General features: G+C 70.3%; 11 protein-coding genes and 2 pseudogenes. 5 read left to right on the forward strand and 8 right to left on the reverse strand.

Translation table 11 applies throughout. From position 1 onward, the window contains the following. The first annotated feature begins 268 nt into the window (after positions 1-268). From ssuE to AXW62_RS23935, 3 genes are all read left to right on the forward strand, one after another. Positions 269-829, forward strand: coding sequence for an NADPH-dependent FMN reductase (ssuE, locus tag AXW62_RS23925; protein WP_030843416.1), 561 nt, complete (start codon positions 269-271; stop codon positions 827-829). Between the two features lie 243 nt (positions 830-1,072). Continuing rightward, positions 1,073-2,230 carry an LLM class flavin-dependent oxidoreductase gene (locus AXW62_RS23930; protein ID WP_060946317.1) on the forward strand — a complete coding sequence of 386 codons (1,158 nt, stop codon included), beginning with the start codon at positions 1,073-1,075 and terminating at the stop codon, positions 2,228-2,230. Positions 2,231-2,970: 740 nt separating this feature from the next. After that, positions 2,971-4,869, forward strand: coding sequence for a tetratricopeptide repeat protein (locus AXW62_RS23935; protein WP_479685798.1), 1,899 nt, complete (start codon positions 2,971-2,973; stop codon positions 4,867-4,869). Positions 4,870-5,096: 227 nt separating this feature from the next. Here AXW62_RS23935 and AXW62_RS23940 read toward each other — a convergent pair whose 3' ends face one another. The 3 genes and pseudogenes from AXW62_RS23940 to AXW62_RS23950 form a co-directional block, all read right to left on the reverse strand. Then, the gene (locus tag AXW62_RS23940) at positions 5,097-6,866 is read right to left on the reverse strand and encodes a multicopper oxidase family protein (RefSeq protein WP_252368704.1); all 1,770 of its coding nucleotides are present in this window, start codon (positions 6,864-6,866) and stop codon (positions 5,097-5,099) included. A gap of 205 nt (positions 6,867-7,071) precedes the next feature. After that, positions 7,072-7,791 (reverse strand): annotated as a pseudogene (locus tag AXW62_RS23945) (MMPL family transporter); the annotation flags it as partial. A 245-nt stretch (positions 7,792-8,036) separates the two neighbouring features. Next, complete coding sequence (locus tag AXW62_RS23950; protein WP_060946320.1) at positions 8,037-8,804, reverse strand: hypothetical protein; 768 nt, start codon at positions 8,802-8,804, stop codon at positions 8,037-8,039. 235 nt (positions 8,805-9,039) lie between these two features. Here AXW62_RS23950 and AXW62_RS23955 point away from each other — a divergent pair. Together AXW62_RS23955 and AXW62_RS23960 are read left to right on the forward strand one after the other, a co-directional pair. Beyond that, positions 9,040-9,514, forward strand: a pseudogene (locus AXW62_RS23955) (hypothetical protein). A gap of 72 nt (positions 9,515-9,586) precedes the next feature. Beyond that, the gene (locus AXW62_RS23960; RefSeq protein WP_060946321.1) at positions 9,587-10,414 is read left to right on the forward strand and encodes an SDR family oxidoreductase; all 828 of its coding nucleotides are present in this window, start codon (positions 9,587-9,589) and stop codon (positions 10,412-10,414) included. Positions 10,415-10,734: 320 nt separating this feature from the next. On the opposite strand, the gene AXW62_RS23965 is transcribed toward AXW62_RS23960, so the two are convergent. The 5 genes from AXW62_RS23965 to AXW62_RS23975 all read right to left on the reverse strand — a co-directional run. Then, positions 10,735-11,397: an adenylate kinase gene (locus AXW62_RS23965; protein WP_060946328.1), complete on the reverse strand. Its 663-nt coding sequence runs from the start codon at positions 11,395-11,397 to the stop codon at positions 10,735-10,737. 11 nt (positions 11,398-11,408) lie between these two features. Continuing rightward, a complete protein-coding gene (locus AXW62_RS46735; protein WP_289306022.1) occupies positions 11,409-11,531 on the reverse strand; it encodes a hypothetical protein in 123 nt (40 codons plus the stop codon). 528 nt (positions 11,532-12,059) lie between these two features. Next, positions 12,060-12,209, reverse strand: a complete 150-nt coding sequence (locus AXW62_RS47475) for a hypothetical protein (RefSeq protein ID WP_208972936.1) — start codon at positions 12,207-12,209, stop codon at positions 12,060-12,062. A gap of 69 nt (positions 12,210-12,278) precedes the next feature. Beyond that, positions 12,279-12,485 (reverse strand): transketolase-like TK C-terminal-containing protein, encoded by a 207-nt coding sequence (locus AXW62_RS47480; RefSeq protein ID WP_060946322.1) that lies wholly within the window; start codon positions 12,483-12,485, stop codon positions 12,279-12,281. An 88-nt stretch (positions 12,486-12,573) separates the two neighbouring features. Beyond that, the coding region (locus tag AXW62_RS23975; protein ID WP_306305068.1) for an acyl--CoA ligase family protein at positions 12,574-14,190 on the reverse strand (1,617 nt) is incomplete at its 5' end.

The raw sequence follows: 14,190 nt of genomic DNA on the forward strand, positions 1-14,190 counted from the left end.
TCCCGGGAGTTCCCTTGTCAGGACTTCGACGGCGTCACCGAGCGGACCAGGGACGTCCGTGCCTCCGCCGCCACCGCCGGCCGCCCGGCGCCCGGCTTCGCCCTCGACGGCTTTCCCGTCGCCCGTGACACCGGTACCGAGGCCGCCGGCACCCTCCGCGAGACCGTCGTCCGAAGAGCCGGAGGCGGACCGGCCGGAGTCCGAGCCCGCGCTTTCCTGACCGCCGCCCCCCGTTCCCACGCATCGACCGCACCACGAAGGGTTGCCCATGGCCACCGTCCTGTCCCTCTCCGGCTCCCCCTCCGCCACCTCCCGCACCGCCCGGCTGCTGCGCCATCTGGACGCGCGGCTGACCGCCCAGGGCCATGAGGTGATACCGCTCGATGTCCGTACCCTCCCCGCCGCCGCCCTGCTCGGCGCGGACTTCTCGCACCCGGCCATCGTCCGGGCCAAGGCCCTGGTCGAGCAGGCAGACGGGGTCGTCGTGGGGACTCCGGTCTACAAGGCCGCCTACTCCGGGCTGCTGAAGTCCCTGCTGGACCTGCTGCCGCAGTACGCGCTCACGGGCAAGACCGTGCTGCCGCTGGCCACCGGCGGCAGCGTCGCCCATGTGCTGGCCATCGACTACGCGCTGCGGCCGGTGCTGTCCTCCATGGGCGCGGCCCATATCGTCCAGGGCTGGTTCACCCTCGACAAGGACATCACGGTGGAGCCGGACGGCGGGGTGAGCGTGGCGGCCGGGGCCGCCGAGGCGCTGGAGCAGGTCGTCGACCAGTTCTCGGCGGCGCTCGGCCACCCCCGCACCACCGTGCTGGCCGCGGCGAGCTGACCGTGCTGTCTGTGCCCGAGCCCGCCACCGGCACCGGCTCGGCCCCGGACACCCCAAGCCCGCCACCGGCACCCGCCCGGCCCCGGACACCCCGCACCCGCCACCGCCACTGGCGGAACGCCCGTACGCGCACCCCGCACGACCCGGCCCGCTGGAAGGTCCAGCGCGTCGGCCACCACGTGCCGGACGGAACGACACCACCCCGCCACGGGCTCCGGTAGCCCCCCGAACGGAGTGAGCACCGTGTCCCTCACCTTCCACTGGTTCCTGCCCACCAACGGCGACAGCCGCCATGTCGTCGGCGGCGGCCACGGCGCGCCGGTCACGGCGGCCGGCGGAGACCGCCCGCCGACCGTCGGCTATCTCACCCAGATCGCCCGCGCCGCCGAACACCTCGGCTTCGTGGGCGCGCTCACGCCGACCGGCGCGTGGTGCGAGGACGCCTGGCTGACCACCGCGATGGTCAGCCAGAACACCGAGCGGCTGAAGTTCCTGGTCGCCTTCCGTCCCGGCTTCGTCTCCCCCACCCTCGCCGCCCAGATGGCCTCCACCTACCAGCGGCAGACCGGCGGCCGGCTGCTGCTCAACGTGGTCACCGGCGGGGAGAGCCACGAGCAGCGCGGCTACGGCGACTTCCTCGACAAGGACGCCCGCTACGCCCGCACCGGCGAGTTCCTGAGCATCGTCCGCGACCTGTGGGACGGCAAGACCGTCGACCTGGCCGGCGAACACCTCCGCGTCGAGGACGCCAAGCTGACCCGGCTCCCCGACCCGGTCCCGCAGATCTACTTCGGCGGCTCCTCCCCCGCCGCCGGCCAGGTCGCCGCCCGCCACGCCGAGGTCTACCTCACCTGGGGCGAACCACCCGCCCAGGTCGCCCGGAAGATCGCCTGGATCCGCTCCCTCGCCGCCGAACAGGGCCGCACGGTCCGCTTCGGCATCCGGCTGCACGTCATCACCCGCGACACCTCCGACCAGGCATGGGCGGAGGCACGGCGCCTGCTCGACGGCTTCGACCCGGAGACCGTACGCGCCGTCCAGACGGGCCTGGGCCGCAGCGAGTCCGAGGGCCAGCAGCGCATGCTCGCCCTCCACGGCGGCAGCCTGGACAACCTGGAGATCCACCCCAACCTGTGGGCCGGCATCGGCCTGGTCCGCGGCGGCGCGGGCACCGCCCTGGTGGGCAGCCACGCCGAGGTCGCCGAGCGGATCGCCGAGTACCACAGCGTCGGCATCGACGAATTCGTCTTCTCCGGCTATCCCCACCTGGAGGAGGCCTACTGGTTCGGCGAGGGCGTCCTCCCCCTCCTGCGCGACCGGGGCCTGTGGTCCCACCCCTTCCGCACCTCCACACAACCCCCCACCGTCCAGGCGCGGTTCGCGACATCGGGGAGGCCCTGACGGCGCGGTGTGCCGCGGAAGCCGCTGAACAGCGGGAGGTGTGCGGGCCCGGCCGACGGGCCCGCACACTCATGTTGCGCCATCCCGCTTGTCCCAGGTTGCCGCGCCGATACACTGGGTAACGACTGCGCCCATCACATCGCGGGGAAACGGCAGGGACGGCGTGGCACCGGACATCGAGCGCGACGCGTCCATCCCCGCCCCAGGCACGGACGGAGTAGGCGATCACAGAGTCCAGCGGAGGCCGTGAACGGCCCGAGGGTACGCGCTCCGAGCTGTCGGGCACGGCCCGCGATATTGTACAGGCCCGAGACATCAGCGGAGGCATTCACTTCCACGGGCAGGAGAAACCGGGCCAGGGCGACTCATCGAGGCCCGTCCCCCGGCAGCTCCCGGCCGATGTGCGCGGCTTCGTCAACCGCATCGATGAACTCGCTCAGTTGAACGCCGTTCTGGGCGGCGAGGGCGGTGCTCCGCCGGTCATCTCGGTATGCGTCATAGCCGGGACCCCGGGTGCGGGGAAGACATCCCTCGCGCTCCGCTGGGCCCATGAGGTCCAAGGGCGCTTCCCGGACGGGCAGCTCTACGTCAACCTGCGGGGTTACGACCCTGGGGAACCGGTCACCGCTCATCAGGCCCTGCACCGGTTTCTGATCGCTCTCGGCGTCGAGCCCGGTTCCGTGCCACGGGATACCGACGCGGCCTCCGCGCTCTACCGGTCACTGCTGGCGAACCGCCGCATGCTCGTGGTGCTGGACAACGCGGCCACGGTGAGTCAGGTGCGTCCGCTGTTGCCCGGAAGCTCCGCCAGCCCGGTCGTCGTCACCAGCCGCAGCCGTCTGTCCGGCCTTGCCGTGCGGGACGGGGCGCGTCGGCTGACCTTGGGCGTGCTGCCCGAGCAGGAGTCCGTTGCGCTGCTGCGCACCGTCACCTCCGGATACCGGCCCGACGACGAGCCGGAAAGGCTCGTGGAGCTCGCCCGGCTGTGCGCCGGGCTGCCGCTCGCCCTGCGGATCGCCGCGGAGCGCGCCGCCGGTCGGCCCCATCTGCGACTGGAGGACCTGATCACCGACCTGCGGGACGAATCCGCCCTCTGGGATGCGCTGAGCACGGGCGAGGACGAGGACGTCGAGGCCGTTCGTACCGTGTTCGCGTGGTCCTACCGGGCCTTACCCGATCAGGCCGCCCGTCTCTTCCGCCTCCTCGGTCTGCACCCCGGTCCCGAGTTCGGCCTCCACGCGGCCGCCGCTCTCGCAGGGCTGAGCACCGGCCGGACCCGGCAACTGGTGGACTCCCTGGTGGGCGCCCATCTGCTGGAGCAGACCGCCCCGGACCGCTATCAGTTTCACGACCTGCTGCGGGCGTACGCCGTCGACCAGGCGCAGTACGAGGAGCCGGGTCCGGAACGGGAAGCCGCGCTGCGCCGTGTGCTGGAGTGGTATCTGCACACCGCGGACGCGGCACAGAGCTGGATCAGCCCGGCCGAGGATCGCCTGCGTCTCGACCCGCCGACGGAGGGTGTGCGCCCCCTGGTCTTCTCCGACCGTGACGCCGCGGTGGACTGGGCCGAGCGCGACCACGACAATCTCCTGGAGAGTGTCCGCGCGGCGGCGGCCACCGGGCACGACCGGCTGGCCTGGCAGTTGTCCGCCGCCCTGTGGGACGCGCAGTCTCCCTCCGCACCCGGCACCGACTGGCCGGCCGTGGGGCGCATCGGTCTGGAAGCGGCGGAACGGCTCGGTGATCGAGCCGCGCAAGGGCATCTGCTCACAGATCTCGGCATGGCCCACACTCGGATCAATAAGCTGGTGGAGAGCCTGGAATGCCATCAGAGGGCGTTGGCCATCGCACAGGGACGGGGTGACCGCCTCGGCGAGGCCCACGCCCTCAACCTGATCGGCCTGATCCATCTGCGCACCAGACACCTCGACGTGGCCGCACACCACTTCGAGCAGGCCATTTCCGCCTTCCGAGAACAGGACGCCGCGCACTGGGAGGCCACTGCACTGTCCAACCTCGCCAGCACCCACTACAGCGCGGGACGCCTGTCCGAGGCCACGACCGTGACCGGACAGGCGCTGGCGGCGCACCGCTCCCTGAACAACGAGCGTGGCGAGGGCAATGCGCTGCGTCTCCTGAGCGGTATCCAGCGCGAACAAGGCGACCGCCAGGCAGCGCTGAGCTCCGCTCAGCAGGCGCTCGACATCGCCCTCGATCTGCGCGACCACCGGCTCGAGGGGTTCTGGCTCATCGCCTTGGGAGACGCCCAGCGAGACATCGGCGAATTCGGCGACGCCCTGATCTCCTACCAACGGGCCGCGACGCTGCACCAACGCCTCGGTGACCGCAGCAGGCAGGCGCTTGCCTGGAACGGTACGGGAGACACGTACCACCGGCTCGGCCGGAACCGTGAGGCCGCCGACTTCCACCGCCGGGCCGCGGCCACTCATCATGACCTCGGCGACCACTGGCACGAGGCCCAAGCACTCGACGGCCTGGGCACGGCTCTGCACGACGAGGATCCGGAGGCGGCCCGCCAGCACCGGGTGACGGCGCTGAGGCTCCTGGCCGACTATGACGATCCGCGGGCAGTGACGCTACGGGGCGACATCGAGCGCAGGCAGACGGAGACGGGGTGAGCGCACCCCTGCCCAGCAGGAGTGCTCGCCCCGTTAAGTGACCACGTCTCGTGTCCGCTTCTTCAGGCTCCCCGCCTCAGCACGAGCGGCCGTACGCGCCGCGGTCCCGCTCGGCCGGGAGGCGTCGCGGCCGTGCTGTGTCTCCCGCCGGGCCCGCGGCGCGAGACCGTGGGCCCGGTGGGCGACCGTGGGCGTCGGCGGGAGGAGTTGTTCGGGCGCCGCCGCGCTCAGGTGACCTGGTAGTTCCGCATCATCTCGTTGTCCTCGTGTTCGAGGATGTGGCAGTGCCAGACGTAGAGCCCGCGCTTGTCGAACAGGGCCTTGATCCGGGTGACCTGACCGGGCGGCATCTGCACCGTGTCCTTCGGGCCCTGCTCGCCGGGGCCGGGGGGCTGGGCCTCGCCGACCTGGATGTTCGTCAGCGCGCCGGTCCGCGGGTCCTGGTCCGCGGTGAAGGGCGCCCGGTCCAGCACCTGGAACCGCACCAGATGCAGGTGGATCGGGTGGGTGTCGGGGGTGGTGTTGAAGACCTCCCAGATCTCCGCCGTGTTCAGCGCGGGGTCCTCCGTGATCGGGTCCGACCACGCCAGCCCGCCCTTCTCCACGGTGCCCAGCAGCGGGCGGGGCCGTCCGAAGCTGTCGGTTCCTTCGAACAGCAGCAGCTGACGGGTGCGCGCCGGCGGTTTGTCGACCGTGAACGGCGCCTTGCGCAGCGTGCCCGGCAGTCGCGGCTCGGGCACCTTCTGGTCCAGCGGCCGGCTGACGCGCAGCTGAAGGACCTGGTCGGCGGGCGGGGCGACCGGGGTTCCATCGGGGAACGGGGTCGGGGCGTCGTTGGTGACCGTGAACTGTGATCCCCGCAGGCCACGGAAGTCGACGACCAGTTCCACCCGCTCCCCCGGAGAGATCACCAGTGGTGCGTCCAGGGGGAGCGGCCGGTACAGGAAACCGTCCTCGGTGGCGATCTGGGTGACGGGGAAGGGCCATGACCCGTCGACCGAGAGCCGGTAGAAGCGTGAGTTCGAGCCGTTGAGCAGGCGCAGCCGGTACTGGCGGGGCTCCACGTCCAGATGGGGCCACGCCTTTCCGTTGACGAGGATGACCTGGCCGAAGAACTCGGGCTGGACGGACGGTCCGCCGGGCCAGTCGGGGGAATCGGCGGGGATGTCCGGGTAGGCCAGCCGCCCGTCCGGGTAGAACATCCGGTCCTGGATGGCGAGCTCGATCTCGTAGGGCCCGCTGGGCAGCTTGTGGTCCTCGATGAGCGAGAGCTCATGACGATCGCGCAGGAAGTAGAAGCCGGCCAGACCCGCGTACACATTGAGCCGGGTGATGCCCAGTGCGTGGTCGTGGTACCACAAAGTGGCGGCTTCCTGGGTGTTCCCGTAGGAGAACCGCGTGCCCGCGAAGCGCGGGCCGTGGGTGCCGGTGACGGTGTACCAGGCGTCGGGATGGCCGTCGCTTTGGGGGTCGGTGTGTCCGCCGTGCAGGTGCACCACGGACGGCACGCCGTTCCGCGCGATGGTGTAGTCGGTGTGCTGAAAGGCCCAGTGGATCGTGGTGTCCACCGGCAGCAGGTGGCGGAAGGGCAGTTCGTTGACCCAGTGCACATGGACCGGACGGTCCTTGAAGGCCACGAAGGTCGGGCCGGGGTAGCTCACGGACGTCCCGGAGCCGCGCCGGCTCCCGTTCTGCCCGAAGCCCCAGACGGGGGTGGTGAGTCCCAGCCCGCCGCCGAGCACATCCTGGACGACCGGGCTCGCCCGCAGGGTCCGGGTGCCGCCCGCCGTCACGTCGATGCGCGACGGCCGCGGCAGCGCGTTCACGAAACGCGGGATGGCCTGGGGATCGGCGATCGGGTTCAGATACAGCGGGTCCGTGACCGGCGGGAGCGTCTGCCGCGGGGCGGCCTGGGCCGCCGTGACCACGTCGAGGCCCGGAAGGAGCATGCTGCTGCCCACGACCGAACCGGCTTGGATGAAGCGTCTTCTGTCCACTGTTCCCCTTTCGCCGCGACTCCGAGCCATCGGATACATATCATGAGAAATGGGATGAAGGGGGCAAGAGACGCCGCAGCCGACTCGGTTCTGGCCGGCGGCGGGCAGCCACGGTCTTCCGCACACGACCGGTTGTGCCTCCGGTGGCCGGGGCCGCTGAAGTCCAGGTCGAGCCCGCCCCGGCGCGCGTCGGGGCGTGGTGCGTAGGCACCAGGCGCGCGGAGACCAGGCCGAAGGCGATGGCCACGCCCACGAAGGCGGTCAGCAGCGACAGTCCGGCCGCGACCACCGACCCGAGGGCGAGGACCAGCACCACGGCCGCCACCACCACACCGATGATCTCCGTCGTACCGCCCGGTTCCTCTTCGGCGTCCAGGGCCGAGCCGCCGATCTCCACGGTCAGCCCGGCCTCCCGGGCCTGGCTCGCGGCGTCCTCGAGGACGCTCTTCGTCGGCTCGGTCAGGTCGACGGCGTCCGCGGTGCAGGTAATCGTGGAGTAGGCGATGGTGCCGTCCTCGCTGACGTCGCCGGTCTCATAGGGGTCGGTGGTCGACGCGACCTGATCGCCCCCGTCCAGCGAGCCGAGCGCGTCCTCGACGGCCGCCCTGTTCTCCCTGGCCGTCACCCGCTGCCCGTCCGGGGCGCGGAACACCAACCGGGCCTCGGCGCCCGGGGAGTTGCTCTGCGGGAAGCGCTCGTCCAGCAGGTCGAACGCCTTCTGGGACTCGGTGCCGGGCATGGAGAGGTCCTCTTCCTTCCCCTCCGGCGCCATGGCGGCGGCGACCACGGCCACCATCAGGACACCCAGCCACACACCGCTCACGAGCCGGCGCCGCCGGAAGGCCCACCGCCCGATCCGGTAAAGAAAGGTCGAAGGATCTGTTCCTGCGGGCTCTCGAAGAACACCCCGGCGAGCCCTGCCCAACGGTGTCTGGAGTGATCAACAGGTGGCGATCTGCCGGAGACTTCCGGCTGCGCGACTGGCGGGCGTCGGTACCATGCGCCGGGCTACATGGCTCCACCCAGGAGCGACCCACGGCCGACGCACGTCACCGTACGGGTCAACGGCCGCGGTAACGACCGAGGAGGAGCCCATCGCCCCAGCGGCTAGCGGCTAGCGGCTAGCGGCTAGCGGCTAGCGGCTAGCGGCTAGCGGCTAGCGGCTAGCGGCTAGCGGCTGCGCAGCGGAGGGCAAGCTGCCTCCGACACGTCCTGGGACGACACCACGACCGGTCGGCCCGGGATCAGGGTTACCTCGAACCGAAAACACGCCGCGACATGAGGGGAGTCGCCCAGCGGACTGTTGGTGAACCTTTGGGTGATACCGACACGCCGCCGATGCCGGTCAACCAGGGCCCGGGGGCCGACGGCGTGCGCTATCTCCCCGGACGTCAACTCGCCTCCACCGGCCTCGCCGGCCAGCTGCTCCCCCGCCTTGAAAGCCTTCCGGTAGACGGTATCCAGTTCCCGCTCTCTGAGGTCTGGCCCCTGGCGGGGGCAAGCCTTCAGCGGGCGCGTCGTTGTCGATGCGCTCAGGGCGCGCATGCGAGTGACGGTGTAGGAGTAGCAGCGGGTGACCTGCCCACGTCCTCCCGCGATCGGGTTGCCGTCGTCATAGGAGGAGGTGAAGGTGGCCATTACCTCGGCTACGGTGTCGTGGACCGTGTAGGAATCCAGGTTCGCCGTCCGCGCGATCTGCCACAGCATGAAGTGAACGCGTGCGGAGGAGGGGAACGGTGTGCTTCCGCTCTGACGGAGAGCGCGGCCGAACGCATGAGCCAGATCGTTGGACGCCTGCACGGCCACCTGCTTGTTGTGGTTGGCCTTCCTTTCCTGTCCGACGTACAGGCTGACGATGCCGATGAGTGCGAGGGTGCAGACCGCACCGAGCGCCTTGGCCCACGGTGCGGTGCGCCCCGTCCTGGGATCACGCTTCAACGGCGTTGCCTTCTGCTGTCCGGGGTCTCACTCGCCCCGCGCAGACTTCGGATCGCCTGCTGCATAGCATCAGCGTACGCGTGAGTTCCGGTCTTGTCGGGGTGATAGCTCTCCCGTCTGATGCACCCGCTGTCCGTCGAGAGGCACTTTCGGACGGTCCCCTGGTGCGCGGTGGTCGACGAGGCGCAGGAGCTTGGGGCTGGCATGTCGGGGGCAGCCAGTAGCCTCAGGCGCCATGGGCATTCAGATCGATGTAGTGGTGGATTACCCGGTCAACGATGAGGTGGAGAGGGTGCTCGGGTTGGCCGAGGCGGTCGGCGAGCCTGTCACTGTCACGTTCATATGGGAGGGGCATAAAGAGGTGGAACGCGCGGTGCTCGTGCCCGCGGCCACGCTGGCGCTCTGGGAGCATTGGGCCCCCAGCGCCTACCCGACGAGTGGCGCTGGGGAAGAGAACCGTGCTGTGGCGGAGGAGCCGGACCTGGCTCACCCAGCGGAATTCGGCCCGTTCACCCTCTTTCGTCGTCGCGTAGGGGGGGCGCACGGCGGTTGCCCGCGAAGGCGTGGTGGTCGCCGAGCTCCTGAACCCCGACGAGGCCCGCTGGCTCCAGGAGAAGGCCCGCAACGTCCGCCAAGGCTTCATGGACCCCAAGCAGAAGGCGGCGTTCGAGGAGTTCCTTGCCCGGCAGGCATCCCGCGGTGATCAGTAACGCGCCGACTCGGGCTCCGGCTCAACTGTCGTGGTGCTTCCTCTCGTCCGGGCCGGTCCAGGGGGCCGCGTCGTGACAATTTTGATCGTGGGTGGTTCCGGATTCTTGGGTGCCGAACTGGTCCGGCAAGCGGCAGTGGCCGGGCACACGACGGCCGCGACCTACGCGACCAGGCCCGGGCGCACTCGAGAAGTCGCGTGGCACGCCCTCGACCTGCGGGATCCTGGAAGTGTGGAAACGGTCGTGGCCGAGGTCAACCCTCGTGTCATCGTCAACGTCTCGAGCGGCGGAGCGGACTGGGCGGTCACGGCCGAGGGGCCTGTCCGTCTGGCGATGGCGGCGGCGAAGTCCGGCAGCCGTCTGATCCATGTCTCCAGTGACGCCGTGTTCTCCGGCGCCCGTGTCCACTACGACGAGTCCTGCCTGCCTGATCCCGTTACCCCGTACGGGGCGGCGAAGGCCGCAGCGGAGACAGGGGTCCTTCTCGTGCACCCGAACGCCGTGGTCGCCCGTACCTCGCTGATCATCGGCCACGGAAAGTCCGTACACGAACGCGCGGTGCACGAACTCGCCGCCGGGACCCGCACCGGCGTCCTGTTCACAGACGACATCCGCTGCCCGGTGCATGTGGCCGATCTGGCCGCAGCACTCATGGAACTCGCGTCGGGAGATGCGAGCGGCATCCACCACCTCGGTGGAAACGAGGCCCTGAGCCGTCACGAGCTCGGCATCCTCATCGCCAGGCGCGACAGGCTCGACGTCTCCCGGCTGCCCACGGGTCTACGGGCAGACAGCGCGCTCCCCGGGGCCCTCGACGTACGCCTCGACAGCCGCGCGACCCAGCGCACACTGCGTACCAGGCTGCGCGGCGGTCACGAGTTCCTTACCCCGGCGGCTTGAACGCCCACCGCCCGGCGGCTCGCAGAGCCAGGCATCCGGCCCTGATCACCGCTCTTGGAGCGGACGGGGATATTGAGCCGCCCCGCTGTGGTCCTGGACGAGCGACAAGAAGTGGCGGGCCGGATAGGCAACGCAAAGTGCTGGCCGGGATGAGACTCGACCAGCATTCTCATAAAGCCCGTAGATCCTGTCGCGCACACCATGTCATCGATGGATGCTGGGCGACGTTCTTGCCGGTCAGGTCTCCCCGGACGTCAAGGAGCACTCCGCTCTGGGCATACGCCCGCCGCCGCCATGTGTGTTGGAAGACGTGCCGGCGGCTACTCGTCGTCGTCTTCGCGCTTGAGGGCTTCCAACGCCCGCCGCGTGACCTCGTCCACAGAGCCCAGGGAGGAGATCGTGACCGCGAGGCCCTGCGTCTTGTAGTACTCGATGATCGGCTCGGTCTGCGTGGAGTAGACCTCGAGCCGCTTGCGGACGGTCTCCTCGGAGTCGTCGTCGCGCTGGTAGAGCTGATCGCCGCAGACGTCGCACACGCCCTGCTTCTTCGGCGGGCTGTACGACACGTGGAACACGTGTGCCGACCGGCTGCGGCAGATGCGCCGGCCGGCGATGCGCTTGATGATCTCCCCCTCGGGGATTTCGAGGTCAAGCACCGCATCCAGCTTGATGGCCTCGGTCTTCAGTAGCTCGTCGAGCGCCTCTGCCTGCGAGACGTTGCGCGGGAAACCGTCGAGCAGGAAGCCGTTCTCGGCATCCGGCTGTCGCATGCGGTCCTTCGCCATCTCGATGGTGAGCTCGTCGGGGACGAGATGGCCGGCGTCCATGAAGACCTTCGCGCGTTTCCCGAGCTCGGTCTGCCGGCTGATGTTGGCCCGGAACAGATCGCCCGTAGAGATGTGCGGGACCGACAGCTTCCCGGCCAGGCGTGTGGCCTGAGTGCCCTTGCCGGCACCCGGCGGCCCGACGAGCACGATGCGCATCAGCGGAGGCATCAGCGGAGGCCCCCTTCGTCATCGCGCTGCTGGAGTTCATCGGCATCGCGCTGCTGGAGTTCATCGGCGACGGAGGCGCTCGCGGACGGCTTGGAGACGACCTCGCCGATCCTGCCACCCACGGCCAGATGCCGACGACTGGCCGACGGTGCGGCTGGTCGGGGGATGGCCGGAGCCCCGGACCACTTTCGTTCGATTCCGCTCAGAGCCTTCATCACATGTCCAATCGTCTGGGTGGAGTGTCTGCTCGGCTCGCCGTGGAAAGGGCGGACAGGTTGGTCGCGACCGTCCAGCGGCACGGCGCGGCTTGTCAGGACGGGTGCCGCGCCGTGCCGCCGGACGGAGTGGGTGGGGCACTGTCGCCCCATGGAGGGTGGCGCGGGTCGGCTGCGCCGGGACCGTCCGGCGGTACGTCTGTTCGGCAGGACAGGGGCGTGCCGCCGGACGGGGTATGAGAGGCGAATCCCCGGCGAGGGGACGGTGCGGCGGACCGGTTGCGCATGGTGGCTGCCGCGGTCAACTCCTGGTGCGACCCAGCACGGTGTGGTCGAGGGGCGACGTCGATGGTGTGGGACGCGGCCGGCGCGGACGGTGGGTGCGGTGTGCTCTTCTGTACCGGCCCTCACACGCAGAGGCCGCCGGGTTCTCGCTCAATCGATGAGGTCAAGGGCGGTGGTGACGATGCTGTCCGTGTCGATGCGGTGGTAGCGGTAGACGTCCTCGATCGCCCCGGACTGGCCGAACCGGGTCACGCCGAGGGTGCTGACGGGGACGTTCTGGATCGTGCTCAGGAAAGCCAAGGTGTGGGGATGCCCGTCCAGCCGGTGACCAGCGGGTGGCCCGGTCGAGGGGGAAGACTGGTCGAGGATTCAGGCGGGGTCCTGCGACAGGCCGCGACGGGCCTGGAGTGTGCGGAAGAGCAGGTCCGGGCTGGTCACGCACACCACGTCGGCGCCGTGCCCGAGGGTGGCGAGCCGGTCGGCGGCGGCCAGGGCCTCCGGGACCAAAGCGCCCATCGCGGCGAGTGTCACCATGGGCTTCTCGTGCTGCCGCAGCCGGTAGGCCCCGGCGGTCACATGTCGGCGACGGCGTTCGCGAGCGGCCGGGTCGCTGGGCACCGCGGCTGTCGACTGGTCGATGGGTCGGCCGGTCCGTTCACGGCGTTCACCGGATGCGGCTCTCGCTCCCGGCCCATGCCTTGTCCCGCAACACGAACTTCTGGATCTTCCCGGTGGAGGTCTTCGGCAACTCGGCGAACGTGACCGTCTTCGGCGCTTTGAACCGGGCCAGCCTGCCCTTCACATGCTCGATGATCTCCGCCTCGGTGGCCGTGGCACCTTCCCGCAGGCTCACATAGGCGGCAGGGACCTCCCCCCAGTGCTCGTCCGGCACCGCGATCACCGCCGCCTCCAGTACCGCCGGATGGTCCATGATCGCCTGCTCCACCTCGACCGACGCGATGTTCTCCCCGCCCGAGATGATCACGTCCTTCGAGCGGTCACGCAGCTCCACGTACCCGTCGGGGTGCAGGATGCCGATGTCCCCGGTCCGGAACCATCCGTCCGGCACCGCTGCCAGGGTGGCCTCCGGGTCGTCGAGGTAGCCGAGCATGAGGTTGTTGCCCCGCAACGCGATCTGGCCCGGGGTGACACCGTCCGCGGGGACGTCCGTGCCGTCGTCCGCGATCACCCGCGGCACACACGAGATCATGTTCCCGACGCCCTGGCGCGCCTTGAGCCGCGCTTGTGCCGCGGTGTCGCGGTCGTTCCACTCCGGACGCCAGTCGCACAGCATCGCTGGGCCGTACGTCTCGGTCAGCCCGTACAGGTGCGTGACCTCGAACCCCAGCTCCGCCATCCGCCGCAGGATCGCCGGCGACGGCGGCGCCCCACCGGTGGCGATCCGCACCGTGCGGTCCAGTGGTGCGGCCTCCTGGGCGTAGGCGATCATCGACAGCACCGTCGGCGCCCCGTTGAGGTGTGTGACGCCCTCCTCCCGGAGCAGCCGCCAGATCTCCGCCGGATTCACCTTCGGCAGACAGATGTGCGTCCCCGCCGCCGCGGTCACCGCCCACGGGAACGTCCATCCGTTGCAGTGGAACATCGGCAGCGTCCACAGGTGCACGCTCGACGGCGTCAGGCCGGTGTGTCCCACCATCGCCACGGCCTGGAGGAACGCGCCCCGGTGGTGGTACATCACGCCCTTCGGGCGGCCCGTGGTCCCCGAGGTGTAGTTGATCGACAGCAGCGCCCGTTCGTCGGTCGGGGTCAGGTGCAGTGGCTCCGACGCGGCCAGCAGATCCTCGTATTCCCGCCCCGCCCTGATGCGGTGCGGTGGGGCGGCCAGCCGGGCGAGGGCCTCGTCCACCAACGCGTCGAACGACGGGTCGTGGATCAGCACGGACACCTTGGAGTGCTCCAGGATGTAGGCGACCTCGCCCACCGACAGCCGGGTGTTCACCGCGACCAGCGGCACCCCCGCCCACGGCACCCCGTAGTGCGCCTCCAGCGACACATGCGTGTTCGGTGCCAGCACCGCCACCGGTCGCCCGCCGGCCAACGGGGCCAGCCCGCCCGCCAACCGCTGACACCGGTCACGCAGCTCCGCATAGGTCCACCGGGACCGCCCGTCCACCACCGCGACCCGATCCCCATGCGCCGCCGCCGCACGGTCCAGATACGACGTCGGAGTCAACGGCTCGAAGGACAGGGAGTCCAGGTCGCGGGTCACCGCACCGCTCCGGGTGCCGGGACGCCGGCCGTGATCTGGAACTGGCGGAGT

It is taken from the genome of Streptomyces hygroscopicus subsp. hygroscopicus (assembly GCF_001553455.1).
Classification (GTDB): domain Bacteria; phylum Actinomycetota; class Actinomycetes; order Streptomycetales; family Streptomycetaceae; genus Streptomyces; species Streptomyces hygroscopicus.